This is a genomic window from Pedobacter sp. (assembly GCF_039594775.1).
Classification (GTDB): domain Bacteria; phylum Bacteroidota; class Bacteroidia; order Sphingobacteriales; family Sphingobacteriaceae; genus Pedobacter.
The window spans coordinates 1,287,644-1,311,977 of sequence record NZ_JBCNMT010000001.1 but is presented as its reverse complement, the minus strand read 5'-3'; the positions used below and the strand labels follow the sequence as shown (position 1 = coordinate 1,311,977).

At 38.2% G+C, this 24,334-nt stretch carries 28 protein-coding genes; 1 reads left to right on the top strand and 27 read right to left on the bottom strand.

The window, feature by feature from the left end:
- Positions 1-3: 3 nt before the first annotated feature.
- The 18 genes from rpsH to ABDV71_RS05450 form a co-directional block, all read right to left on the bottom strand.
- Positions 4-405 carry a 30S ribosomal protein S8 gene (gene rpsH, locus ABDV71_RS05535; RefSeq protein WP_343531564.1) on the bottom strand — a complete coding sequence of 134 codons (402 nt, stop codon included), beginning with the start codon at positions 403-405 and terminating at the stop codon, positions 4-6.
- A gap of 162 nt (positions 406-567) precedes the next feature.
- Entirely contained in the window at positions 568-837 is a 270-nt protein-coding gene (gene rpsN, locus ABDV71_RS05530) for a 30S ribosomal protein S14 (RefSeq protein ID WP_113661953.1), read from the bottom strand.
- Positions 837-1,403, bottom strand: a complete 567-nt coding sequence (gene rplE / locus ABDV71_RS05525; protein WP_343531419.1) for a 50S ribosomal protein L5 — start codon at positions 1,401-1,403, stop codon at positions 837-839. The genes rpsN and rplE overlap by 1 nt, the downstream gene beginning before the upstream one ends.
- Positions 1,403-1,744, bottom strand: coding sequence for a 50S ribosomal protein L24 (gene rplX / locus ABDV71_RS05520; RefSeq protein ID WP_343531418.1), 342 nt, complete (start codon positions 1,742-1,744; stop codon positions 1,403-1,405). Before rplX ends, rplE begins: the two co-directional genes overlap by 1 nt.
- A gap of 1 nt (position 1,745) precedes the next feature.
- On the bottom strand, positions 1,746-2,114 hold the full coding sequence (gene rplN / locus ABDV71_RS05515; RefSeq protein ID WP_113638058.1) for a 50S ribosomal protein L14: 369 nt from the start codon (positions 2,112-2,114) through the stop codon (positions 1,746-1,748).
- A gap of 1 nt (position 2,115) precedes the next feature.
- Entirely contained in the window at positions 2,116-2,370 is a 255-nt protein-coding gene (rpsQ, locus tag ABDV71_RS05510; protein ID WP_113661956.1) for a 30S ribosomal protein S17, read from the bottom strand.
- A 13-nt stretch (positions 2,371-2,383) separates the two neighbouring features.
- A complete protein-coding gene (rpmC, locus tag ABDV71_RS05505) occupies positions 2,384-2,596 on the bottom strand; it encodes a 50S ribosomal protein L29 (RefSeq protein ID WP_343531417.1) in 213 nt (70 codons plus the stop codon).
- A 74-nt stretch (positions 2,597-2,670) separates the two neighbouring features.
- The gene (gene rplP, locus ABDV71_RS05500) at positions 2,671-3,093 is read right to left on the bottom strand and encodes a 50S ribosomal protein L16 (RefSeq protein ID WP_113661958.1); all 423 of its coding nucleotides are present in this window, start codon (positions 3,091-3,093) and stop codon (positions 2,671-2,673) included.
- 34 nt (positions 3,094-3,127) lie between these two features.
- On the bottom strand, positions 3,128-3,961 hold the full coding sequence (rpsC, locus tag ABDV71_RS05495) for a 30S ribosomal protein S3 (RefSeq protein WP_113661959.1): 834 nt from the start codon (positions 3,959-3,961) through the stop codon (positions 3,128-3,130).
- A 5-nt stretch (positions 3,962-3,966) separates the two neighbouring features.
- Positions 3,967-4,329, bottom strand: a complete 363-nt coding sequence (gene rplV, locus ABDV71_RS05490; RefSeq protein ID WP_113649309.1) for a 50S ribosomal protein L22 — start codon at positions 4,327-4,329, stop codon at positions 3,967-3,969.
- A 7-nt stretch (positions 4,330-4,336) separates the two neighbouring features.
- Positions 4,337-4,603 (bottom strand): 30S ribosomal protein S19, encoded by a 267-nt coding sequence (rpsS, locus tag ABDV71_RS05485; protein ID WP_113649308.1) that lies wholly within the window; start codon positions 4,601-4,603, stop codon positions 4,337-4,339.
- Positions 4,603-5,427: a 50S ribosomal protein L2 gene (gene rplB / locus ABDV71_RS05480; protein ID WP_343531416.1), complete on the bottom strand. Its 825-nt coding sequence runs from the start codon at positions 5,425-5,427 to the stop codon at positions 4,603-4,605. The genes rpsS and rplB overlap by 1 nt, the downstream gene beginning before the upstream one ends.
- 25 nt (positions 5,428-5,452) lie before the next feature.
- A complete protein-coding gene (rplW, locus tag ABDV71_RS05475) occupies positions 5,453-5,743 on the bottom strand; it encodes a 50S ribosomal protein L23 (RefSeq protein WP_113661961.1) in 291 nt (96 codons plus the stop codon).
- Between the two features lies 1 nt (position 5,744).
- Positions 5,745-6,374 carry a 50S ribosomal protein L4 gene (rplD, locus tag ABDV71_RS05470; RefSeq protein ID WP_343531415.1) on the bottom strand — a complete coding sequence of 210 codons (630 nt, stop codon included), beginning with the start codon at positions 6,372-6,374 and terminating at the stop codon, positions 5,745-5,747.
- 5 nt (positions 6,375-6,379) lie between these two features.
- A complete protein-coding gene (gene rplC, locus ABDV71_RS05465) occupies positions 6,380-6,997 on the bottom strand; it encodes a 50S ribosomal protein L3 (protein ID WP_343531414.1) in 618 nt (205 codons plus the stop codon).
- 246 nt (positions 6,998-7,243) lie between these two features.
- Entirely contained in the window at positions 7,244-7,633 is a 390-nt protein-coding gene (locus ABDV71_RS05460; RefSeq protein ID WP_343531413.1) for a DUF1634 domain-containing protein, read from the bottom strand.
- 2 nt (positions 7,634-7,635) lie between these two features.
- Complete coding sequence (locus ABDV71_RS05455) at positions 7,636-8,472, bottom strand: sulfite exporter TauE/SafE family protein (RefSeq protein WP_343531412.1); 837 nt, start codon at positions 8,470-8,472, stop codon at positions 7,636-7,638.
- Positions 8,473-8,952: 480 nt separating this feature from the next.
- Complete coding sequence (locus ABDV71_RS05450; protein WP_343531411.1) at positions 8,953-10,209, bottom strand: prephenate dehydrogenase; 1,257 nt, start codon at positions 10,207-10,209, stop codon at positions 8,953-8,955.
- Between the two features lie 163 nt (positions 10,210-10,372).
- On the opposite strand from ABDV71_RS05450, the gene ABDV71_RS05445 reads away from it, so the two are divergent.
- The gene (locus ABDV71_RS05445) at positions 10,373-11,050 is read left to right on the top strand and encodes a hypothetical protein (RefSeq protein ID WP_343531410.1); all 678 of its coding nucleotides are present in this window, start codon (positions 10,373-10,375) and stop codon (positions 11,048-11,050) included.
- Positions 11,051-11,071: 21 nt separating this feature from the next.
- Here ABDV71_RS05445 and ABDV71_RS05440 read toward each other — a convergent pair whose 3' ends face one another.
- From ABDV71_RS05440 to ABDV71_RS05400, 9 genes are all read right to left on the bottom strand, one after another.
- On the bottom strand, positions 11,072-12,265 hold the full coding sequence (locus ABDV71_RS05440) for a M14 family zinc carboxypeptidase (protein ID WP_343531409.1): 1,194 nt from the start codon (positions 12,263-12,265) through the stop codon (positions 11,072-11,074).
- Between the two features lie 26 nt (positions 12,266-12,291).
- Positions 12,292-13,233 carry a hypothetical protein gene (locus ABDV71_RS05435; RefSeq protein ID WP_343531408.1) on the bottom strand — a complete coding sequence of 314 codons (942 nt, stop codon included), beginning with the start codon at positions 13,231-13,233 and terminating at the stop codon, positions 12,292-12,294.
- A gap of 16 nt (positions 13,234-13,249) precedes the next feature.
- On the bottom strand, positions 13,250-13,915 hold the full coding sequence (locus ABDV71_RS05430; RefSeq protein WP_343531407.1) for a hypothetical protein: 666 nt from the start codon (positions 13,913-13,915) through the stop codon (positions 13,250-13,252).
- A gap of 132 nt (positions 13,916-14,047) precedes the next feature.
- A complete protein-coding gene (locus ABDV71_RS05425) occupies positions 14,048-15,607 on the bottom strand; it encodes a RagB/SusD family nutrient uptake outer membrane protein (RefSeq protein WP_343531406.1) in 1,560 nt (519 codons plus the stop codon).
- Positions 15,608-15,619: 12 nt separating this feature from the next.
- Entirely contained in the window at positions 15,620-18,976 is a 3,357-nt protein-coding gene (locus ABDV71_RS05420; protein ID WP_343531405.1) for a SusC/RagA family TonB-linked outer membrane protein, read from the bottom strand.
- Positions 18,977-19,184: 208 nt separating this feature from the next.
- Entirely contained in the window at positions 19,185-20,387 is a 1,203-nt protein-coding gene (locus tag ABDV71_RS05415; RefSeq protein ID WP_343531404.1) for a FecR domain-containing protein, read from the bottom strand.
- Between the two features lie 22 nt (positions 20,388-20,409).
- Positions 20,410-22,452: a T9SS type A sorting domain-containing protein gene (locus tag ABDV71_RS05410; RefSeq protein WP_343531403.1), complete on the bottom strand. Its 2,043-nt coding sequence runs from the start codon at positions 22,450-22,452 to the stop codon at positions 20,410-20,412.
- A 139-nt stretch (positions 22,453-22,591) separates the two neighbouring features.
- A complete protein-coding gene (locus tag ABDV71_RS05405) occupies positions 22,592-23,185 on the bottom strand; it encodes a sigma-70 family RNA polymerase sigma factor (RefSeq protein ID WP_343531402.1) in 594 nt (197 codons plus the stop codon).
- A gap of 224 nt (positions 23,186-23,409) precedes the next feature.
- Entirely contained in the window at positions 23,410-24,294 is an 885-nt protein-coding gene (locus ABDV71_RS05400; protein WP_343531401.1) for a PorP/SprF family type IX secretion system membrane protein, read from the bottom strand.
- Positions 24,295-24,334: the final 40 nt, after the last annotated feature.

Below are 24,334 nucleotides of genomic sequence, written 5' to 3'. Positions count from 1 at the left end.
CTATTAATAAACGTGACACAATACCTCACCACCAATGTTCAATTTGGCTGCTTCTTTATCGGTCATTACACCTTTAGAAGTAGATAAGATTGCGATACCTAAACCATTTAATACTCTTGGCATGTTTTCAACGCCTGCATACTGTCTCAAACCTGGCTTGCTGATACGGGTTAACGTACGGATAGCTGGGATTTTAGTGATTGCATTATATTTTAACGCAATTTTAATCACTCCTTGAGCATTAGTGTCTTCAAACTTGTAGTTTGCAATGTAACCTTTGTCGAAAAGAACTTTAGTGATTTCCTTTTTAAGGTTAGAAGCGGGAATTTCTACGATTCTGTGATTTGCTTTAATAGCATTTCTTAATCTTGTAAGATAATCCGCTATTGGATCTGTATTCATTATTATTGAATTGTGATAGTGGTTTCCGTACGCGTCACCCGACTTCTGGACCTACTATCGGTTAATATTCTATTTTGTAGCTATATGCTAATGAGCTATAAGCTGTAAGGGCTGCAAAAATACAACTTACAACTTATAACTCAAAAACTTATATCACTTAAATAATTACCAGCTAGCTTTTCTAACTCCCGGTATCTTACCTTCTAAAGCCATTTCACGGAAAGTTACCCTTGAAATACCGAAGGTACGCATGTAACCACGAGGACGGCCAGTTAACTTGCAACGGTTGTGTAAACGCACAGCCGAAGAGTTTTTAGGTAATTTATCTAACGCTGCGTAATCGCCGGCTGCTTTCAATGCTGCACGTTTCTCAGCATATTTAGCTACCATTTTCTGGCGTTTAACTTCGCGAGCTTTTACTCCTTCTTTTGCCATTATTGTTCTGCTTTTTGATTTTTAAATGGTAATCCAAATTGTTTTAAAAGTTCCAACGCTTCAACATCAGTTCCAGCAGTAGTTACGAAAGTAATATCCATACCTAAAATTTTGTTGATTTTGTCGATGTTGATCTCTGGGAAAATGATTTGCTCAGTAACACCTAAAGTATAGTTACCTTTTCCATCAAATCCTTTATCGTTGATACCTTTGAAATCACGGATACGAGGCAAAGCCACAGAAATCAATCTGTCTAAGAACTCATACATGTTGTTATCACGTAAAGTTACACGTACACCAATTGGCATACCTTTACGTAATTTAAAGTTTGAGATATCTTTTTTAGACTTAGCACTAACCGCTTGTTGACCAGTGATGGTAGACAATTCAAGGATAGAGCTATCAATGATTTTCTTGTCAGCTACAGAGTAACGACCAACACCTTGGTTGATAGAAATTTTCTGCAACTTAGGAACCTGCATAACAGTTTTGTAGTTGAACTTATCTTTAAGAGCACCTACAATTTCCTCTTTATATTTGCTTTTTAATCTTGGTACGTATGCCATTATTTAATTTCCTCCCCTGAAACTTTAGCAACTCTAACTAATTTTCCGTCGGCATTTAATTTACGGCCAACACGAGTAGTTTTACCAGATTTTGGATCAACCAACTGAACGTTTGAAATATGAAGAGCAGCCTCTTTTTTAATTATACCGCCATTTGGGCTAGCAGCACTTGGCTTAGTGTGTTTAGATACAAGGTTTACACCTTCTACTACCACTCTGTTTTGAGATACAAGTACTTCTTGTACTTTACCTTGTTGTCCTTTAGAGTCGCCAGCAATAACTTTTACTAGGTCGCCTTTACGGATTTTTAATTTTGCCGGTTTGTTAACTTTGTTTCCCATTTTATAATACCTCCGGTGCTAATGATACAATTTTCATGAATTGTTTTTCACGCAGTTCTCTTGCTACTGGGCCAAAGATACGTGTGCCACGAGGCTCGTCTTGGTTGTTTAACAATACGGCTGCATTATCGTCAAAACGGATATAAGAACCATCTTTACGACGGATTTCTTTTTTAGTTCTAACTACTACTGCTTTAGAAACAGTTCCTTTTTTGATATTGCCTGAAGGCAAAGCACTTTTAACTGTTACAACAATTTTATCGCCAATTGATGCATAACGTTTGCCAGTACCACCAAGTACACGGATAACCAATACTTGTTTTGCGCCGCTATTGTCGGCTACGTTTAATCTTGATTCCTGTTGTACCATCTTATTTAGCTTTTTCTAAAATTTGTACCAATCTCCAGTTCTTGTTTTTACTCAATGGACGAGTTTCCATGATTTCTACAGTATCACCGATACCGCATTCGTTTTTCTCGTCATGAGCCATAAATTTGGTAGTTTTCTTCACGAACTTACCATAGATTGGGTGCTTCACTTTACGCTCCACTGCAACTACAACAGATTTATCCATTTTGTTGCTTACTACCAACCCGATTCTTGTTTTTCTTAAATTTCTTTCCATTGGGCTCTAAAAATTATTTAGTTTCTGTAGCTACTGCTGCTTTTTTAACAGCAGACAATTCAGTGTTTAAACGGGCTATAGTTTTTCTAGCCGCAGTAATACGGTTAGGATTTTCGATAGCCGAAATGGTATGCGCAAACTTCAACTTTGTTAAGTTTTGTTTTTCTTCCGCAATCTTAGCTACTAATTCTTCTTGAGAAAGCCCTTTGATTTCTGAGTTTTTCATCTTCTTATTTTTTATATGATGGGTCTAGCGGTTATAATAACAAGTTACTTACAACATTGATCCCATCTCTCTTTTTATGCTTCTACGTAATCTCTACGTACTACAAATTTGGTTTGAACAGGTAATTTCTGTGCAGCAAGTCTTAATGCTTCTTTAGCAATTGCCATAGGCACACCTTCTGCTTCGAAAAGGATACGTCCCGGTCTCACTACTGCTACCCAGTATTCAGGAGCACCTTTACCTTTACCCATACGTACCTCAGCTGGTTTTTTCGTTACCGGTTTGTCCGGGAAAATTCTGATCCAAACTTGACCTTCACGTTTCATGTAACGAGTTACCGCGATACGTGCTGCCTCGATTTGGCGACTTGTGATCCAAGTAGCTTCTAAAGACTTGATACCAAAAGATCCGAATGATAGCTCAGCACCACGAGTTGCTAAACCCTTCATCCTGCCTTTTTGCATCTTTCTGAACTTGGTTCTTTTTGGCTGTAACATTTTATTTAAATATTATCGTTGAACGATTTGTTAACTATTTGCGTGGGCCTCTGTTGTTGCCACCGCCTCTATTATCTCTTCCGCCTTGACCAGGACGACCGCCACCGCGTTTGTCGTTATTCCTTCTGTCGCCGCCGCCTCTGTTATCTCTTCCGCCATCGCGTCCGCCGAAGTTACCTTCTGGTCTGCCACCTTTACCAGGTGCGTTGTTTGCTGCGCCAATGTTTGGAGAAAGATCACGTTTACCGTATACTTCACCTTTACAGATCCATACTTTAATACCTATTTTACCGTAAGTAGTTAAAGCTTCTGCTAAAGCGTAGTCGATATCGGCACGGAAAGTATGCAAAGGAATTCTTCCTTCTTTGTACTGTTCTGTACGAGCCATCTCAGCACCACCTAAACGGCCAGAAGTCATGATTTTGATACCTTCTGCTCCCATTCTCATGGTTGATGCGATTGATGATTTCATTGCTCTACGGAACGAAATCCTAGCTTCTAATTGTTTTGCAACACCTTCTGCTACCAATTGAGCATCAAGCTCTGGACGTTTGATCTCGAAAATGTTGATTTGAATTTCCTTTTTAGTCAATTTCTTCAACTCTTCTTTGATCTTGTCAACTTCTTGGCCAGCTTTACCGATTACAATTCCTGGACGTGCTGTGTGAATAGTAACAGTGATACGTTTTAAGGTACGCTCGATTACTACTTTAGAAACACCGCCCTTTGCAATACGAGCTGAAAGGTATTTTCTGATTTTTTCGTCCTCAACTAATTTATCAGCATAGTTGTTGCCACCGAACCAGTTAGAATCCCAACCTCTGATGATTCCTAACCTGTTACCTATTGGATGTGCTTTTTGTCCCATTTCTGTTAATTAGTTTGAGTTTCAACGTTTTTACTATCTACTACAAGGGTTACGTGGTTTGAACGTTTACGAATTCTATAACCACGGCCTTGAGGTGCTGGTCTCAATCTTTTTAATTGACGACCACCGTCAACCATAATCGATTTAACGAATAATTGGCTTTCTTCAGGGCGAGAACCAGAGTTTTTTTGCTCCCAATTGTTGATGGCAGACAATAAAAGTTTTTCAACTCTTATAGCAGCTTCTTTATTGGTGTACTTCAAAATCTGTAATGCTTTCTCAACACGCTCACCTCTGATAAGATCCACAACTAAACGCATCTTACGCGGTGAAGTTGGGCAATTGTTTAATTTCGCTACTGCTTCCATCTTTTAATTATTTTTTCTTTTCAGAGTGGCCTCTAAAGGTTCTAGTTGGAGCGAACTCCCCTAGCTTGTGGCCAACCATGTTTTCTGTTACGTATACTGGTATAAATTTATTGCCGTTGTGCACAGCAAATGTGTGACCAACGAAATCTGGTGAGATCATTGATCTACGTGACCAAGTTTTGATTACAGTCCTTTTGCCTGAATCATTCATAGAGTTTACTTTTCTCTCTACGTTATGGTCAATATAAGGTCCTTTTTTAATTGAACGAGCCATTATTTCTTCCTTTTCTCTATGATGAAACGATTTGAGTATTTCTTAAGTGAACGAGTTTTGAAGCCTTTAGCTAAAACACCGTTTCTTGAGCGTGGGTGACCACCAGATGATCTACCCTCACCACCACCCATTGGGTGATCTACAGGGTTCATCGCTACTGGACGAGTACGAGGACGACGACCAACCCAACGGCTGCGACCTGCTTTACCCAACACTTCGTTTGCATGATCAGAGTTAGAAACTGTACCAATAGTGGCAAGACAAGTAACTAAGATAGATCTTACTTCACCTGAAGGTAATTTGATGGTAGCATATTTACCGTCTCTTGCTGCTAATTGTGCATAAGATCCAGCGCTACGTGCTAATTGAGCACCTTTACCTGGGTGTAATTCTAAATTGTGGATGATAGAACCTAAAGGGATGTTCGCTAATTTCAAAGTATTACCTACTTCTGGAGTAGCTTTATCACCCGAAAGCACTGTTTGTCCTACTTGCAACCCTTCTGGTGCAATGATATAACGCTTCTCGCCGTCTGCATAGTTTAATAATGCAATACGTGCGGTACGGTTTGGATCGTACTCAATAGTAGCTACAACTGCAGGGATATCAAACTTATCACGTTTAAAGTCAATTAAACGGTAAGATTTTTTATGACCACCGCCGATATAGCGCATTGTCATTTTACCTGTATTGTTACGTCCTCCCGATTTCTTAGAAGATACAACCAATGATTTTTCGGGCTTGGTTGCTGTAATCTCCGTAAAGCTTGCGCCTACCCTAAAACGGGTTCCCGGAGTGACTGGTTTAAATTTTCTTAAGCCCATAGTTATTAATTATTCAATTTTTATATTAAATATTCGCGTAATAATCTATTGTTTCGCCATCTTTCAATGTAACAATAGCTTTTTTGTATTTAGGGCTACGGCCAGTTACTAAACCTGCTTTAGTGTTTCTGGTTTTTGCCTTACCTTGTACTACCATTGTGTTTAGGGCTACGATGGTTACACCATACATTTGCTCAATGGCTTTCTTAATCTGCAATTTGTTAGCTCTGTGATCTACTTGGAAAGTAAAACGGTTAGCTTTTTCAGTCAATGCAGATGCTTTTTCGGTTAAAATTGGTCTTTGTAAGATTTCCATATTACTTGGCAAATGCCTCCTCCAATGTTTTAAGCGAGTTAGCAGTTAACAAAAGTTTACCAGCGTTCAACACATCATATGTGTTTAAATCACCAGCAGTAATCACTTTAGTTTTCTGGATATTTCTGCTTGATAAATAAATATTGTTGTTTTGCTCTGGTAACACTAACAAAGTTTTCTCGTTTGCTAAGTTTAGTGCGCTTACCAAGTTCACATAGTTTTTAGTTTTGATGCTATCAAAATTGAAGTCTTCTAAAACCACGATGCTGTTATCTTGTGCTTTATAAGCTAAAGCTGATTTACGAGCCAATGATTTTAGTTTTTTGTTCAATTTAAAACTATAGTCGCGAGGTTGAGGACCAAAAACACGGCCACCACCATTGAATAATGGCGATTTAATGCTTCCGGCACGTGCACCACCAGTACCTTTTTGTTTGTATAATTTACGGGTAGAACCAGCAATTTCGTTACGTTGCTTAGATTTGTGAGTACCTTGACGTTGGTTGGCCAAATACTGTTTTACATCTAAATAAATCGCGTGGTCGTTTGGTGTAACACCAAATACCGACTCAGGAAGTTGCACCTTGGCACCTGTCTCTTTTCCTGAAATGTTTACTACTTTAACTTCCATCTTGCTTACTTATCTAAGATTACGTAAGAACCTTTAGCTCCTGGAATGGAACCACTAACTACCACTAGGTTTTGCTCAGCGTAAACTTTCAACACTTGTAAGTTTTGAACTTTCACTCTATCACCACCTGTTCTACCAGCCATACGCATTCCTTTGAATACACGTGAAGGCCATGAAGACGCTCCCAATGAACCTGGTGCACGCATTCTGTTATGCTGACCGTGAGTTTGACCACCCACACCGGCAAAACCATGACGTTTTACAACACCTTGGAAACCTTTACCTTTTGAAGTTCCCACAACATCAACATAGTCACCTTCGTTGAAGATGTCTACAGTAACTGTGTCACCTAAGTTTAAAGCATTTTCAAACTCAGAGAACTCAACAAGTTTACGTTTTGGAGTTGTGTTCGCTTTAGCGTAATGACCTTTTAGAGGTTGCGTTACGTTTTTTTCTTTTGCTTCATCAAATCCCAACTGGATTGACGAATAACCGTCTTTTTCTTCGGTTTTAACTTGTGTAACTACACAAGGCCCAGCCTCGATTACAGTACAAGGAATGTTTCTTCCTTCTGCATCGAAAATACTGGTCATTCCTACTTTTTTTCCAATAATTCCTGACATTTCTTTAATTAAGTTAACACCCATCGAAGCAGTAGGGCTTCGTTCAAGGTGGATATACAATCCCCGCAAAGGGACGGCAAAGATAGACAAGAATTATTAATTTTCAAATAGTTAGCTAAAAAAAATTTAACCTTTAACAGTCCTCAGATTTTGAGCGATAGATTCGACTGTTATTTTTTGATGAAAATCAAACTTAAAAAACCTAATAAATTGGTTAATAGAACATTATTGAGATTTGATTTGATTCTAGTGAGCAAAACCTCCGCTCAAACTGATCATGATAATAGAAAGGACTATTAAACCTATCAATACATAGAGATAATCTTTTTCAATAAAGAAGCTGACTACCGCCATGATTACTCTTGCAATTGGCGTAAAAATCAACATTAAAAGTCCGAATTGTACAATTGCTACTCCTTTAAAAGTAACTACTTCTTCAAAAATTGCCGCCACGGTTTTAAGTGATACTTTATTGATATCGAATACGGCATAGTCGATTTTTTCACGTCCATGATCGAAAAGATAAATGATACCACCCAGTATCACGATGCCCATAGAAATATAGACTCCGGTCCGAAGTAAGTTACCTACAAGGGTTTGAATGTCTTTATCGGTGATTTGTTTTGTCTCTTGCATTATTAGAATCCACCAGAAAGTCCTTTATAAATCATTTGTATGGCCAAGATGGTTACTACCACTGCAAATACAATTTTCAATTTATCGGTTTTAGCCTTTACCAATACTTTTGCTCCAACAGTTGCCCCTATCAATACACCAATGCAAACAGGCATAGCAATTCCTGGATCTATTTGTCCACGATGCAAATAAACTACTGCACTTGCCGCAGCGGTAACCCCCATCATAAAATTGCTGGTAGTGGTAGATACTTTAAAGGGCAAACGCATGATATTATCCATGGCAATTACTTTTAACGCACCGCTACCAATGCCCAACAAACCCGACAAGGTACCTGCAAACAGCATCATAAAAAAGCCACCCGCTACATTTTTCACGGCATAAGGTGTTTCTACTCCTTGATTTGGGTAGGAACCGTTCAGTTTGAAAAATTTAGCACCTTTACTGCTATAGTCCAAAGTTGTATGGTCTACCTTCTTTTTCAAGGTCATCATTGAGGAGAATATCAGGATACAGCCAAAAATAACGGCCACATAAGCTGCATTCAAATAAACCGCAATAACCGCTCCTAAGATAGCTCCAACGGTAGTGGCAATTTCAAGGAACATGCCTATCCTCATATTGGTCAGTCCTTCTTTTACGTAGGCGGCAGCGGAACCCGTAGAAGTGGCAATTACCGAAATAATAGAAGCACCAATAGCATAGTGAATATCAACCCCTAACCCTAAAGTCAATAGAGGGATAATGATAACACCACCTCCAAGACCGGTCAAGGAACCTAAAAAGCCTGCTAAAAAAGCTCCCAGAAGTACTATTATGGTAAAAATTAATACCGACATGGCGGCAAATATAAACCACTTCCATTGGCTTTATGCAATAAAAAAGCAATAAAAGAATGTCTATAGAATACTTAGATTTTATAGGTTAATCGTCGAAACTGTTGGTTTGGTTAATCGAAAAAGAGTTATTAAGCTATTGTTTTCGCTGTTTACAAGCTAACTTGAAGTAGGTTAGAAAAAACACTTTCTACATATTACATTCAGACTTTTAAATTCAAAAAATCATTTTCCGCCTACTATTTTCGGCCCTGTCGCTTGAAACCATTGTATATATGCTTTGTATGTCCCTATGTGGTTCATTTAACTTTTAAGGGTTGTAAACTCGAAAATTGTTGTTAAAAAATACAACCACATAGAAACATGGAGCATCATTTTTAAATTATAGGGAGGCCGGCTGATTTTAGTAAAACGAAGAGGGTATGCTAGGGCTGCAGATAACGAAAAATCATAAAGCATAATCCTGAACTTGCGTTAATGAACTCAGGTCATCAATTGCTTGATCATTTCAGAACTAAGCTCTCTTCCAGCTAACAACCTATTGCTAAAAAAAGATTTAGCGGCTTCGAAATGTGCCTTATAGCCTTTCATATCTCCGTAACCGATTATGGAAGCCCATTCATGTACCGCCGTATGAAATTCGAGGTCGTCCTTCCTCATGTCCTTATCATAAAGGGCTGCCAATATAGTTTCTTCTAGTAGCTCTTCGTTTTTAAAAAGATATTCGGCGATGCCTAAACGCAAACGGAAAGGCGGTGTTTGGCAAATCAAATTATCGTAGGGATTAACATTCATTGCATGCCAAGCACAAACCATACTTAAAATGCTCAAGTGCGAATTTGGCTTTCTTTGATGGGTCTTATCTGCCAAGCTAAAGGCTCCCATCATTTCAGCGTTCAATAACATGGGTTTTTCATGGTCACTAAACACAAAGCTTTTGGCAGCATTTATTTTATTTCTAAAAGCTGTCTCTTTCTCTCCTATCATTAAAGCAAATAGGTCACTTTCCGTTTTGGCATATTCCCTTACCTGGGCTTGCGCATAAGGATTTAAAATGGCCAGTCCAGCGTAAATATGCGATTTGTAACTAAAGATTCGAAGCGTGGTCAATATTTTAATATTATCAATTCCGCCGGCATAAACTGGATTATCCCAAGGATAAAAGCCCGCATTTTTCCATGCAGAGCCCATACTTTCAAAACCCATATGTGTTACTGCTTGTGTGTCGGCCACTATTTTATCATGTAATCGATAACTATCCATTTCAATGATGTTGGAGCCTAACGCTTCATAAACTTTTAAAGCCTTTTGATAAACTTCATTTGTAGCTCTGTGACGAATAACCACCAGTGTTTGTCCTTCTGTATTAAAACCTGGGCCATGCAACGAATGACTGGTCACAATATGTGCATCTGTTGGCAAGTGTTTTTCAAAGGCAGCGATTTCGGGATGTTTTACGGAAGTTTGTCCCCCGACAATGGCTCCATATTTAGTAGACTTAGCAAATAAAGCTACCACCTCGTCAATTTTTTCCGCTTCTACGGCATAGATTATAAAATCTGATTTCCTAGAAACTTCGTGACCATCTGCTAAAACTTCTATGTTTAGAGATAAAAGCTCTTGTTGAAGTTCTTTCAACCGTTGGGGCACATCAGTTCCACAAACTTCATATCCGGCTTTGGTAAACGCTAGTGCATATAATTTGCCCATATCGCCTAAACCTATTATTCCTATGTGCATGCTACAAATTTATCATCGCATGATCATAAAAAAAATGACCCGAATCAATTGATTTCTTGATTAAACATCCTAACTTGAGCGAAATTAACGAAACATGCCAAGCTGATTGGCTATAATATTTATCTAATTATACTGTTTTAGTATAAACGATATTTACTAGATTATGAGACAAACCTTACTTTCTATCACTAGCATTTTATCTTTTACCTTTTGTTTTGGTAATGTTTTTGCCCAAACCCAAACACCTACCACCGTTCAAAAACCGATTGCCAATACCGTTAGAACGGGTGCCTGGGAACGCGATTCAATTAAAAATACCGACCCAAGTTTAAATGGACAATATCAATTTATGCTATCTCGTACCAGAACTTCGCCCGATGGTTATAAGATGGTAGCAAAATATAGGCTAGACCAGCTTTGGAAAAATGTGAGCGATACGTTGAGAAAAGAGCGGGCTGAAAGAAAAAGTCTTCAACAAAAACTTACCGAACAGGGAAAGACAGTTAATTATTTAAAGACTGAAATTTCCGGGAAAGATGCTTCAATAAATGAGAATACCAATAAATTAAACGAGATTAAATTTTTAGGTATCTCTTTTGATAAGGGTACTTACAACATTATTGTTTGGAGCATCATAGGGGTTTTAGTGATTGCATTAATCATCGTTGTTGCTCGTTCTGGAAAAAGTATCAGCGAAGCTAAACATCGTTCGCAATTATACAACGAAATTTCAGATGAATACCAAGCTTACAAATCGAAAGCCGTAGAAAAGGAACGTAAATTAGCGAGGGAGCTTCAGGATGAACGCAATAAATTGGAAGAGCTGAACAACAGGCGTTAGTTTCTATTACTAATTTATCACTTACTTTTGTAATTCCATCATAAGCACTTCTGCCACTTTGGTTGCTTTTTGCTTAATATATGCACGTGGCGTATTGTCTCCTACTTCGTAGGTCAGGGCTTCCGCATTTAAAACTTTACCCAACCAGGCTTTGGAAACATTCCCTCCATTTCCCGACGGTTTGACGACGGTTTTGTTCGCTCCCTCGAAATCATGCAGCCCTTTCACCCAAGCGTTGGTCAAACCTGGTTGATTAGTATCGGCTCTGTCTTCATTGGTGTATAGCACATCGTTGTAGGTAGAATGGAAGTCTAAAGCAAAATAGACTTTGGCATCTTGTTTTTTTACCTTAGTTAGCAAATAGTCCCTCACCGCTCTGGTTTCTGGCTGTTTAAAATCAATCCAATCTCTATTTAAATCCACTCCAGCAAAACTGTGTCGCCAATTGCCTTCATCCACTCCGTCTGGATTAATCATTGGAATGATTACCAGTTCATATTTTTTGATAAAGTCCTCTGCAAGTCGAGTATTTCCCAAGAGTGTTTCTACGAATTGGACCATAGCAAAATAGCCAGAAATTTCAGGCGGATGTTGGCGACTAAGTATCACTACGATTTTCTTTCCATCGCTTTTCTTAGAATTTAGCGCTATGATTGGTTTGCCTCCAATACTATAACCAATCACCTTTTTGTCGAGGGAGTATTTTCTTGCCAGTTGGTCCATCCACTGATAGGATTGATTTGAAGCAATTATCTCCTGCGCAGCTACCAATAAAGTGTCTTTTGATAAGGCCAATTTGAAGGATGCTTGGTTTTTTTCTTCACTCAATTTAACTTCGTTCAAGGTTTCCCATTGCACTCCGTCTGAACTTATTTTTGGCTGATATCGATGTTTATTCTCCGGGTATAACAGGTTGACATAAATATTTTTTTGTCCTTTGGACCAAACCTTAAATGCAAACCAAGGGCTTTGATTGATGGGTTTGTTTTCAGGTGCTATGGTAATATTAAAGGTGCTATCGTTCACTTTGCTCAATTGATTAAGCCTTGCCGACGGAAAATCGTTACTGAAGCTTATTCCTTCGTTTTGAAAATTAAATACCTTTTTTTCTTGAAGTTTAATTTTAATCAACGACGAATTCACCATTGTGCTTTGGTTTACTGTAGCTTTTTTTACAGAACAGCTCTGTAATGCCAACAAAAACATTGCACTCATATAGCATGGGTAAGCGATTTTCAATTTCATTTGTCTAAAAATAATCCGTAATGACTCTGCATGTATTTAATAATAGCATCCGCAATTTTAGTTCCTGATGCTTTGCGCTCAGTTGGGTTGTTCCTTAAATTGGGGCCGTGTGTTTCTAATTGTATGGCTGAAACTGCTCCTCCATTTTTAGAACCATAGGCTAAGGTACAATAACCTCCATTAAAATAGTCATCGGAATTGGGTTTTGGATCTTGTTTACTAGGTACCGCCCTAATCCCTTCATTTTCTAGGAGGGTTCCAAAAGCATAATCTCCCCTAATCAATTGCGAGAAAGGATATGCTGAAATGGTTGAAAGATGGTAAATGCTCGAAGTAGAAGCTAAACTATTCAGCCCAGCATCTGTCCCATTTAGATTAGTTTTAGATACAATATAACCTACTTCGATCCGAGGAATGCTATGGCCATGTCCATGCATATCCAAAAATAAGCCCTTGCCTACATTTTTTTGTACCATATCCTGTGCGCCTTTTAAGAAAGCATGATATTGTCTCCAAAGCTGGTTTGCGGCTTCTGTTTTATGATAAGCTTCTTCTAATGCTCTATTGGGTTCCATTCTGGACCTTGCTACGTCGTTAATGATGACATGTGGGTGTAAGCCTGTTTTTCTATACAAAGCATCGGCAATTTCAGTGGTCAACGCAGATACATATAAATCTCTAACGGTTACTGCATCGGGGTGATCTCTTAGTGGCCAATTATCGGGAATAATGGTTCCATCGTGGGGCGAAGCCAAAATAATTGGTGATTTCAGATCTCCGACGATAAATTTTACATAGTTGTTGGAACCGTAAACCGTAGTATTGGGCTGATAGCTAACTGTTCCAGATGGTTCCTTTTCGCCGTTGACATGCTTGCTCTTTTTACAGGATAGGATGAACAAACACATACCAATATATAGTAAACTGATCTTTTTCATTTGTTTTAAGCTTTGATTAAATAAGTGATTTCTTACCCCAAGTCGCTAAAATCTCTCCCACAATATTTCCGATGCCATAGGCAGGGTCTTCTTTGATATTTCTACCCCATTTAAATGGTTTAGGCACCTTATTATCGTGCCTGTAGCCTCTAATGTGTGTAAATTCATGTGCAATATGGCGGGCTAGTCTTCGTGCTAATTCTCCCTTTTCCTGTAGCCAATAATCATAAGTAGTAAATTGATGATTGCAGGCATAAGAGGCTCCCATGGTTCCTTTTTTATCGCCATTGTTTCTAATATTGATGAGGAGTTTTACTTCCTTTTCCTTCAATAGGTTTTGATAAACAGTCTCTCCAGTGATACGACCAGTTTTTTCATCGTAAACAGTTAAAAAGCAAGCTTTCTTTGATTTGCTATAAGCAGAATCATTATAACTTTGCTTAAACAAGGCATTTTTGAATTCATTTGAGTTGAAAACTTTTTCCAATAAGAACTGTGCTTTTTTGATGGTATCTGCAAAACCTTCTGGCACTTTTGCTCCTTCTTCTACTTTATAGGATACATCGAGTTTAAAGTTGGCAGTATCAGTTTGTTTTTTTGATTTACCTAATGATGGGGTCGCAAAAATATTAATGGCTAACAGCGCCAAAAAGATTAATAATAAAAGTCCTATTTTTTTCATTTTCCTCATTTTAAGGTTAATCATTAGTGATTTTCAGAGGTAATATAAGACAGAGGTTAGGTGCTGAAATAACGAGGAGGAGCATTTTACTCCCCCTGTTAAAAACATATTTGACTAAATTATTTAGCGGTTTTAAGGATTTTGTTTCATGTATGGATTGGCTTGCATTTCACGTCTTGGAATTAAAAACTGCCAACGTACATTGTCCGCATTTATAGGTGTAGTAACACCCACATTAGCCAATGTTGTTGTTGAGCCAGTTCCACTCCTATCCAAGGACAATTTTAATCTCTTAAGATCCAGGAATCGGAAGCCTTCGCCCCATAGTTCAATTCTTCTCTGCATCATGATCAAGCCATTGTTGTCATTTCCAATATCCGAGATATTGTCTGGGCGTGTATAGTTGGGATCTCTATTCTTGGCCAAAACATCGATAATGTCTGCAGCCTCATTAATAAAACCAAGTTTTGCTTTTGCTTCGGCAGCAATCAGATACATTTCCGCTACACGCATATAAGGAATATCGCCCGCACTTACCGCAGGATCAGATACTACAAACTTTTTCTGCATATAAAGCGCTCTAGTTTGGGAAGTTACTGGCTGTCCTGTAGAAGCATCTATCACTCCTGGAAAATTAACGTAATCATTAATATTATCGCAGAATAATTTTTTCCTAATGTCTGTATTGGCTAAAGAATTATAAAGAGAAATACTGATTTTTTTAGGGTTTGACCTGGTATGTGAGGAGTTAAAGTTAGAAGACATATAGGCAAAGAAAGAACCATAAGAAGGCAGTTGCTCTGGCAATTGATGTGCTCCCCACATCCACTCAGAGTTTTTCATGTCACTAAATCCATCTAAATATGCCGAGTTCGACATCAATGGATATCCTTTTAATGCTTCTTGTGCATAATAAGCGGCATCAGTCCAGTTTTGTTGGGTCAAAGCTACACGGGCTTTAATTCCCTGGGCCACACTTTTATCAATATGAGTTCTATATAATCCTCTTGGCGGCGCCCCGTCCAATAAAGCAATTGCCTGATCCAGATCTTTGTTAACTTGTATGTATACCTCTTCTACGGTATTCCTAGGTTGTGGATCTAAGGAATATTTGGTAACTACCGGCACTCCCAACTGTACTCTAGCTGAGGTGGTATTTGGAGACTGTATATCAGATAGTGTTGTTTTATCATATCTCATCCCAAAAAGCTGCACCAACATGAAATGTGCCCAACCTCTTAAGGCCAAACACTCTCCTTTAATTACATTTTTTTGAGCTTCTGTAGCATCTGGAACCTTATCAATACCTTCTAATAGAATATTAGCATTGGCAATGATGCGGTAATAAAGCCTATAAGAAAAATAAGGCAAATCATTCAATTCCGAACGATGGTCTGTCCATCGGTAGGCACCCCTAAAATATACGGTACCGGTAGCCGTATGTACAATGTCTTCACCCATGAAATCCATCACAATCATTATAGCAGGATGACCATCTTGCTCCTGATCTGAATATTGCATGTAAGTGGCACGGTAAATCCCATTAAGTGCAACTTTTACGTTGTTGATGTTATCGAAGATTTTAGCTGCATCTATCTGATCAGATGGCGTGGTATCTAAATAACTCTTTTTGCACGAGCCTAAAGTGAGCAAAAAGATAAGGACTGTTAAAACTGATAAATATCTTTTCATTATTGACAAATTCTATAATGTGATGTTAAGACCAAAGCTTACAATACGAGAAGGCGCATAGGTATACTCGGCATCCCCAGTATAGGTTTGCGTTGGGTCCATCCCCTTTCTCGCGGAAGTAATAAATAAATTTTCGCCATTTACGTAAGCTTTAACATTGGTAAGTTTTAACCTACTCAATAGCTTTTTAGGAAAATTGTAAGTGACTGAAACCGTACGTAAATTCAGGTAATCTGATTTTGTTAGCCAACGATCCGTATCTGAAATGGTAGTTGCAGTACTTAAAGCAGGGATATCGGTGATGTCACCTGGTTTTTGCCAACGTTTCAACATATCTACATGTAACGCCCTACCGTTGGTGGTGGTTCCTCCTCTAAACATTAAAGAGCGGTAGTCATTATCAAAGGTGTACCCTCCCACTTGATAGATCATCAATGCTTGCAATGACCAGCTTTTATAAGTAAATGTATTATTGATACTACCAAAGAAATCAGGAATAGCACTACCTGCATAATAATAAGCCGCATTGCTAATAGACGTAGTATAAGTTTGGCCGTTGTAAGTTGCCGGTGATACTGTTTTATCAACAGGTACATATAAATTGCTACCTGTTTGTGGATCTACGGCTACCCAATCTCTTAACCAAAATTCGTATAGCGATTTACCTGTTTCATATTTTTTAGTCCCACTAACTCTTCCTTCATAAGATGATGGCAGCGAAAGAATTTTATTCCTAAAGGTGCTCCAGTTCACGTCAACATTCCATTTAAAACCTTTGGTTTTAATTGGCACACCATTAAGTTGTACTTCTATCCCTTCATTACGCATGCTTCCAAAATTATCGTTGTAGGTAAGCAAACCAGAAGTTAGAGGTAAAGTTACAGCAAACAATAGGTTACTTGACTGACGGCGGAAGGCTTCGACTGTACCTCCAAACCTGTTATTAAGCACCGAAAACTCAACTGCTACGTCGGCATTTTGATTGGATTCCCAAACCAAGTTTTGATTTCCTGCTTGAGTAAGTAAGGCCCCAGGCTCAGTTCCATTATTATAACCTAAATCATATAGACGTTGATAAGTAAAGTAACTGCCCGTACGGTCGTTACCCACCTCGCCATAAGAAGCTCTGATTTTAAGCGCATTTACCCATTTCACTTTGAAGAAAGGCTCCCTGTCGATATTATAGGCGCCACTCACCGACCAAAAATTACCCCTTCTACTTTTTGGAGAGAATCTTGAGGAACCATCTCTTCTGAATGATCCGGAGAATAGGTAACGGCCTTTGTAGCTATAGTCTATTTTAGAAAGGTAACCTTCGGTTTTATAATCTCTATCATAAGAACTCAAAGCGGTAGTAGTAGTCATATTGTCCAACACTGGTAATCCAGAAACTCCTTCACTACGTCGAGAACCTGAAAGGTAATCGTAATAGTTCAAGTAGTTTTCGTGACCAACTAACACGCTAATTTTATGTTTATCAATGGTTTTGCTCCAAGTCAAAAGCTGATTAAAGTTCAAATAGGTAGTTAAGGTATTGGTTCTGGTGGTTCTTCCCACGCCCACTGCATCGCCCATTACACTGTTGTCGTACACGTTGCTGCGATAATTTCCAAGGTTAAAGCTAAAGGTGGAAGTAAACTTGAAATCCTTCCAAAAATTAGCCTCTACATTGGTTACCCCATTTAATGAATTTCTTCTTACCTGGTTTACATTATATAATGTTTCGTAAACCACGTTTCTTCCAGTGAAAAGAGGTCTGTAATCTCCAGGATCATAAATTTTATTCCCATTTCCATCCAAAATATAAGCACCTGTAACCGCGTCATGTTTGAAAACTGGATAAATTGGAGCCAGAATAAGATCAATATAAAATGGATTTTCATTAATTCCGCTACTTTCATTCGCCTGATCTGATTTAGTGTAAGTTCCAAACAAGTTCAAGCCAAACTTCAACCAACTCATTGGGCTAGAATTAACCCTTAATCTACCTGAAAAGCGTTTAAAATCTGAACCAATTACATAACCATTTTCATCTAAATAATTTAAAGACACATAATGATCGGTTTTACCTGCACCGCCACTTAAAGAAAGTGACAAATCGGTTCTCATTCCTACCCTCTCTAATTCGTTCCTAAATCGCACATCGTCCGGATAAAGTAATTTGGCTTTGGGATTGATTAAACCATTTTGTAATACAATCTCATCATCTGCTACATTGAAAGGATTCCATCCCACGTAATTTTTCAAATCGTTAGTAGCACTAGCTGCACTACCTGAAGTTCCATTTTTTAAGGCTTCCCAAACCACAGGAAAATATTGATAGGCATCTAAAGTCTCGTAATTAGGAAGCCCTCTTTCCGAGAATGCGTGGGTAAGTTTCGCCGTAATGTTACTTTTTCCGTTATTTATTCCTCTTTTAGTGGTAATTAACACCACACCATTAGCTGCTCTAGAACCATACAGGGCAGTAGCCGAAGCATCTTTTAGGATAGAAATATTATCAATATCTTCAGGATTGATATTGCTGATTACTCCTTCGTATGGCGCACCATCCAAAATATAAAGTGGGGCATTATCTCCTGTTACAGAACCAAATCCCCTAATACGAAGGTCTGGTCCTTCACCAGGTTGACCACTCCCTGCAGTAGTTTGCACCCCTGGAGAAGCACCTACAATGGCTGAATTAAGGTTACTGATTGGCCTTTGCTCAATATCTTTTGCCGAAATTTTAGTTACAGAATTGGTAAGTTCATTTCTTGTGGTGGTTCCAAACGCGATAACGACTTCATCTAACTGCTTACTATCTTTGGCTAAGGCAACTTGGTATTTATTAAGTGCTGTTAAAGTAATTTCTTTGGTTACATAACCGATGTAACTTAACACTAAAACTTTATCATTGGCTTTTACATTAATTGAAAAATTTCCTTCCCCGTTGGTCATTGTCCCAACGGCAGAACCTTTAACTCTTATGGAAACACCTAATAAGGGAATCCCATCTTCAGCATCTGTAATGTTACCGGTGATGATACGGTCCTGTTGCACAGTAGTTCCGGCGGATGTAGTTTCGTGACTCAGTATCGTTGGTTTCAAAGAGATGATTTTATCGTCAATGGTATAACTTAACGACATTCCTTTCAATACCGAGCTCAATACTACGTCAATAGGTGTATTGGAAAAATTTGCAGAGACTTTCTTGTCGTCAGACACTTCTTTACTGTTGTAAATAAAGTAGTAGCCCGTTTGCGACCTTAGCTCCTTAAATACTTCTTTTAAGGTGATGTTTTGTTTTTTAATACTTACGTTTTGCCCTAGGGTTTTGGCACTTACATGCAAGCTAAAAACAAATACAATTACGGCAATGATTCTCATAACCAGTAAGGCTTTTTTAAATAGTTGTTTTTGTTTGGTCGAAAAATCGCTGCTAAAAATAGCGCACGACAATCTACAATGTATTTTTTCTTTCATACATTTGTATATAAGGGATTTGAATAAATAGTGTTCGTTCTAGTTTATTATTTGTTTGGCCCACTGCTTTTCTCGGTTGCCGCCGGGAAAAGCTCTTTTGCCCTGATTATTTCTACTTTGTCATTTTCTTTTGGCAAGTAATTACATTGTTTTCTACTCCAAAAACTACATCTCCAGTTAATTCAAGTGCTTTTAATACCTTTGAAACATTCGCATTTCTTGGAATTACCCCAGTAAAAGAAATGTCTGGCTTTTCGCCCTCGTATTCAACCTTGACGTTATACCAGCGCATTAGTTCTTTCATGATTTCATCGATATTGGTGTTATTAAATACAAACAGATCATTTTTCCAGGCCATTACTTCTTCGACATTGGCCAAACGTTGTTTGGTATCCTCACTTCTTTCAGTATATAAAATTTGCTTTCCTGGGCTTAGTAACTCCGAGTGACCGCTTTTACTAAATTGCACAGACCCTTCCAATAAGGTAAGTTCCGAGCGATATTCATCTGGATAGGCCATCACATTGAAGTGAGTGCCCAATACTTTGATTTCGGCACTGCCATTCACCACATAAAATGGTCTTTTTTGATCTTTCTCAATTTCAAAATAAGCTTCGCCCTTAATTTCTACCTTGCGGGCATCCTTATCAAAAGCTACAGGGAATTTAATCGATGATGAAGCGTTAAGCCATACCTTACTACCATCAGACAACACCACGCTAAACTTCCCTCCTGCCGGAGTTGCCAAAGTGTTGATTTTTTGAGTCTCCTCTTTGCTACTACCTTTTACCAAATAAACGATTTGTCCTTTGGCGTCTTTCTCGATAGAAATATCACCTTGTGTAGCTAATTTTCCACCAGTGCTATTATCCAAGGTAATGGTTGAACCATCTGCGAGGGTTAAAATCGCTTTATTGCCGCCAGGCAAAACATCATTATGATAGGCTAAGGGTGCTTTTTTTACTATGCCCTTCTGGCTAACGTAGTAAAGTGAAAAGCTTCCTAGCACGAATAGAGCTGCGGCCGCAGCATATTTCCAAAAAGGGAATCGCTTACGACCATCCGACTTTTTTGGGCCAGTGATGTTAGCGTACATACCATCCCAATCTATTTCATGTACCAAAGCATCAGATTGAACTTTTTTATTATGTTCATCCATAAAGGTTAGTACTTGTTCCTTTGTTTCTGGATTATTGATGTAAGCAAACAGTTCTACATACTCTTCTTCTGTAATGCTTTTATCTACATACTTTTGGAAAAGTTCATTTAATCTGTTATTTGCTCCTTGTGTCATCTGATGCGCTTGATTGTTCATGTTTACAATTATTGTCGTTAATTTATTTCACAACCAATAATTTCTGCTTTTCTGCATTGGGTTTGCCTTTATTGATCCACAAAATGTAAGTGCCGGCTGGGATATTAGCCAGGTCGAACTTTACACTTCCTTTTGTACCCGTTTGAGCGTAGTTATTGGTTAATAAGGTTTTTCCTGTCAAAGATATTAGATTTAGAGAATTGACCTCATTTGATGAAGACGGATCTACCCAAATATATGCTTTGGCAGGATTAGGATATACGGTATTTTTTTCTTGGGCTAATTCGAAGGTTACAGCTCCAACTCCTAAAATTGTAGGCGTACCATTGTAATCGTATTGTGTTAGGCGGTAATAGTTAGTACCTGCTAAAGGCGCAAAATCAGTTACCGAATAGCTTAGTGCGGTAGCACTATTTCCAGCACCGGCAACTTCTTTAAAAAAAGTAAGATTACTTGCTGAGGTTCCTCTCTCGATCACAAATTTTCGGTTGTTTTGCTCACTAGCTGTTTTCCAAGTTAACAAAGAGGTTGAACCATTTTTTACCGCGTTATAAGAAAGTAAGCTAACAGGTAAAGTTCCCTGATATTCATACGCTCCTAAGTCAATTTCACTATGTTTTAGACGAAGATTTCCAGCCAAATCAGTATCTGTGGTCACATCACCTATTTCGTTATACAAAACTTGGCTACCTTTTTCTGTCGCAGCTCCTTCTATCAAGTTTAGAAAGTTTGGATCTGTTGAAACAATACTAGCAAATAACGAAGTTGGTGAAGGATTTACAATATTTCCATCAACACCATTAGTACCGTACACCTGACTAAGTGTATTTTTCATACTTAATGTAACAGTATTTCTAAAGATATCGCCATTTCCAGCTACAGTAGTATTTGAATTAAAAATGCTGTTGTATAATTTAACGCTTGATGAAGCAGAATTGGCCAAATGTAAGGCACCTCCACCTGTTCCTGCTTTTACATCATTTGCGTAAAAAGTAGCATTTGAAATAGAAAGTATAGAACCTGATGAATTGAAAAAGGCGCTTCCCCCTAAGGTACCGTTTGACTCATTACCCGAGAATACGGAGTTTAATATCTTAATCTCATTTTGTTCTCCTGCGGTTGTAGAACCAAAAGAAAATACGGCACCGCCATTACCCGTAGAACTATTACCAATAAATCTACAGTTAAAAAAATTCAACTTGCTCAAATTAGAAGCATAAATGGCACCACCTGCTGCACCTGCTTCATTTTGCACGAAAGAAACATTTTTAAATGTGGCACTAACAATACCTAATGTGGTTGACCCAAAACTGTATATCGCCCCACCATTATTGGCAGCACAGGTATTATTTTTAAATTCGACATTAGTAAACGAAAGAGAGCCACTATAGAAAAGATATACGGCACCAGAACTTTGATCTGACGAGCTGTTATAGTTATCTTCTATCTTTAGATTAGAAAATGTAGCATTGTTAGCATAATATAGAATGATCCCTGCAGCTCTAGAGCTAGGAATGCTACGTGTATTTACGGTTACCACAACCGCATTATTAGGTGCTGTGCTATTAACACCCGTGCCTGTTGCGTAACCTTTAGTAATGGTAAAACCATCCAAAGCTGCTCCAGTCATATCATTTGCGCCAATCACCACGTGATAAGTATTGTCAGTGTCAATAGCTGTACTGCCTATGTTACCGCTTAATATTGACGGATTTACAGCAAAATCTCGGGCAACTATTGAAGTTTGACCTACCGCGAAACCTCCATAAATTTTGACGCCAGCTCTCATCACAAACGAATTACGTCGATCATTAGGTGTAATTGTTCCCGTAGCATCTGCTCGGCGAGTTGGAAGATAAGTACCCGCACTTACCCAAACCTGACGATTAGGGGACGTCGCTTCATCAAGTGCAGCCAGCTCATCTATCATCAGTTGCAAATCGCCGGAAGCGCTGCCCCAGCTTGTACCATTGCCAGTGCCACCAGCCGTAACATAGCGGATGGTTTGCGCATAAAGGGAATGACAACTGAGCGCAATTAGAAGGAGTAAGTAAAATTTCTTCATAAATTGTTGGTTAGGTTTGTTGTTTGTCTTATATAGACTGCCAACTTTTAACGATGGACCGTTAAAAACCAACTTTTTGAAAAAAAATTATTGAACACTGTATTTTTAAGATAAAACAGGCCAAAAGAACAATGAAACTTTAGAAAATCAGTTTCCAAAGCAATAGCAATGACACTACAATATGATGTTTTGAAATATGGTATTTGAGATGTTTAAGTACTTCAACAATCACATTTTTAACGCGACTTTTAGAAAGTCCAACCGCTTGGGCAATCTCTTCATGGCTCATGTGCTGATTACGGCTCATATTAAAAATTTCCTGTTTTTGTAGCGAAAGGGTCTGTAAAACTTTATTGATTAAAAAAACGCTCTCTTTAAGATTGATCTGATCTTCGATATTATTTAAACTAACTGAAGTATTTATCCAAGCGTTGGTAATGGTCTTTTCCGTTCTACTGACTTTGTTGAGATAATCATAGGTCTTGTTACGAGCAATGGTGTAGATATAGTTACGTGGATGCTCAATGGAAAGCAGCTTTTCTCGATTTTGCCAAATGACCAAAAAAGTTTCCTGCACTATTTCCTCTGCATCAGCCTTGCTGTGGACAAAGGAATCTACAAAAGCCAAAATTTTGCCCCGATAAAGGCTAAACATCTTGTTAAATGCCAAAGAATTTCCATCATAGATTTCCTTTAACAATAGCTTCTCTGCTGTTAAATCGTACAAGGCCATTAAAATAAATATGAACTGATATCCTCCGGAAAGTATATCAGTTAGTTTGTGGTTTAGGTTATTATAAAATTAGCAATCCTTGCTCAAGATCCAAAACATTTTCGTTTTACTTATATAACTTTTTTGATAAAAACGCAAAAAAGCAGACAGTTTTCCCCTGACTACTCAAATTATTTTTTACAAAAAAAAGAGAACCTCGCAAAATGAGGCTCTCCTTAGAACTTTTATTTAGATAGATTAACTTTTAAACCTAATTCTACACCACCATAAGTGTATTTTTTCAGGTTATTGTTTATTGGCAACGAATATGACGCCTGCATTTGGTATTTTTTCAATATGTTAAAGCCCAATCCAAAGGACAAGCTGTTACTACTGTGATAAAAAGCCAAAAGATTAAATTTATCTTCGGCAAATCGAGCATTTACCCCAACATCAATTACATTGTCGTAGCCATCAAGGCCGCGATACAACACTTTAGGTGTTAATTTGATTGGACCATCTAACACCTGATAAGCTGCCGACACATAAAATGTACTGTAGTTATAGCCATCATTCACATTTTCTGAATAGATAAGGCTACGCAAATTCGGTGCTACAGCGCTCAGACTTAACTTTTCATCTTCATAACTCACCCCTAAATCTCCATCAAAAATATAACCCTGTTCGTTAAATTGTTGTGGGATTAAATCAGTTCCATCTCCAATAATATCGCTCATGTTTATTTTAAGTGATGATACTCCGGCCGACAATCCAAACCTTAAGTTTCCAGTTTCTGATGTCTTTACGTTATAAGCATAGGAAGCCGAAAATCTGTTGACATTTAAAAGTCCATCCTTATCAGTAACTACTGATAGTCCGAAACCATTTTTCCCTAAGCCGTAATCAACAGTAATGGTATTAGCAACACTTTGCCCGTTACTTCCAGTTAAGTTGTTTTTGTAAGAAAGCCCCACATTTAAACCCGCCCTTTTTCCCGCCGCTGCTGGATTGTACAGATACTCATTCAAATAGTACATCGACATTGGCGGACTTACCTGCGCCTTCAACTCAAAAGAGACAAAAAATAAGATGGCAGCAATAATGATATATGTAGTTTGTTTAGTTTTCATTGTTGTTTGGTTAAGCAAATTCCTTAATTCTAAAGCAGCA

Coding starts and splice junctions, on each gene's coding strand:
- rpsN (WP_113661953.1), bottom strand. CDS start 837: ATGGCAAAAGAAGGAGTAAAAGCTCGCGAAGTTAAACGCCAGAAAATG.
- rplE (WP_343531419.1), bottom strand. CDS start 1,403: ATGGCATACGTACCAAGATTAAAAAGCAAATATAAAGAGGAAATTGTA.
- rplX (WP_343531418.1), bottom strand. CDS start 1,744: ATGGGAAACAAAGTTAACAAACCGGCAAAATTAAAAATCCGTAAAGGC.
- rplN (WP_113638058.1), bottom strand. CDS start 2,114: ATGGTACAACAGGAATCAAGATTAAACGTAGCCGACAATAGCGGCGCA.
- rpsQ (WP_113661956.1), bottom strand. CDS start 2,370: ATGGAAAGAAATTTAAGAAAAACAAGAATCGGGTTGGTAGTAAGCAAC.
- rpmC (WP_343531417.1), bottom strand. CDS start 2,596: ATGAAAAACTCAGAAATCAAAGGGCTTTCTCAAGAAGAATTAGTAGCT.
- rplP (WP_113661958.1), bottom strand. CDS start 3,093: ATGTTACAGCCAAAAAGAACCAAGTTCAGAAAGATGCAAAAAGGCAGG.
- rpsC (WP_113661959.1), bottom strand. CDS start 3,961: ATGGGACAAAAAGCACATCCAATAGGTAACAGGTTAGGAATCATCAGA.
- rplV (WP_113649309.1), bottom strand. CDS start 4,329: ATGGAAGCAGTAGCGAAATTAAACAATTGCCCAACTTCACCGCGTAAG.
- rpsS (WP_113649308.1), bottom strand. CDS start 4,603: ATGGCTCGTTCAATTAAAAAAGGACCTTATATTGACCATAACGTAGAG.
- rplB (WP_343531416.1), bottom strand. CDS start 5,427: ATGGGCTTAAGAAAATTTAAACCAGTCACTCCGGGAACCCGTTTTAGG.
- rplW (WP_113661961.1), bottom strand. CDS start 5,743: ATGGAAATCTTACAAAGACCAATTTTAACCGAAAAAGCATCTGCATTG.
- rplD (WP_343531415.1), bottom strand. CDS start 6,374: ATGGAAGTTAAAGTAGTAAACATTTCAGGAAAAGAGACAGGTGCCAAG.
- rplC (WP_343531414.1), bottom strand. CDS start 6,997: ATGTCAGGAATTATTGGAAAAAAAGTAGGAATGACCAGTATTTTCGAT.
- ABDV71_RS05460 (WP_343531413.1), bottom strand. CDS start 7,633: ATGCAAGAGACAAAACAAATCACCGATAAAGACATTCAAACCCTTGTA.
- ABDV71_RS05455 (WP_343531412.1), bottom strand. CDS start 8,472: ATGTCGGTATTAATTTTTACCATAATAGTACTTCTGGGAGCTTTTTTA.
- ABDV71_RS05450 (WP_343531411.1), bottom strand. CDS start 10,209: ATGCACATAGGAATAATAGGTTTAGGCGATATGGGCAAATTATATGCA.
- ABDV71_RS05445 (WP_343531410.1), top strand. CDS start 10,373: ATGAGACAAACCTTACTTTCTATCACTAGCATTTTATCTTTTACCTTT.
- ABDV71_RS05440 (WP_343531409.1), bottom strand. CDS start 12,265: ATGAGTGCAATGTTTTTGTTGGCATTACAGAGCTGTTCTGTAAAAAAA.
- ABDV71_RS05435 (WP_343531408.1), bottom strand. CDS start 13,233: ATGAAAAAGATCAGTTTACTATATATTGGTATGTGTTTGTTCATCCTA.
- ABDV71_RS05430 (WP_343531407.1), bottom strand. CDS start 13,915: ATGAAAAAAATAGGACTTTTATTATTAATCTTTTTGGCGCTGTTAGCC.
- ABDV71_RS05425 (WP_343531406.1), bottom strand. CDS start 15,607: ATGAAAAGATATTTATCAGTTTTAACAGTCCTTATCTTTTTGCTCACT.
- ABDV71_RS05420 (WP_343531405.1), bottom strand. CDS start 18,976: ATGAGAATCATTGCCGTAATTGTATTTGTTTTTAGCTTGCATGTAAGT.
- ABDV71_RS05415 (WP_343531404.1), bottom strand. CDS start 20,387: ATGAACAATCAAGCGCATCAGATGACACAAGGAGCAAATAACAGATTA.
- ABDV71_RS05410 (WP_343531403.1), bottom strand. CDS start 22,452: ATGAAGAAATTTTACTTACTCCTTCTAATTGCGCTCAGTTGTCATTCC.
- ABDV71_RS05405 (WP_343531402.1), bottom strand. CDS start 23,185: ATGGCCTTGTACGATTTAACAGCAGAGAAGCTATTGTTAAAGGAAATC.
- ABDV71_RS05400 (WP_343531401.1), bottom strand. CDS start 24,294: ATGAAAACTAAACAAACTACATATATCATTATTGCTGCCATCTTATTT.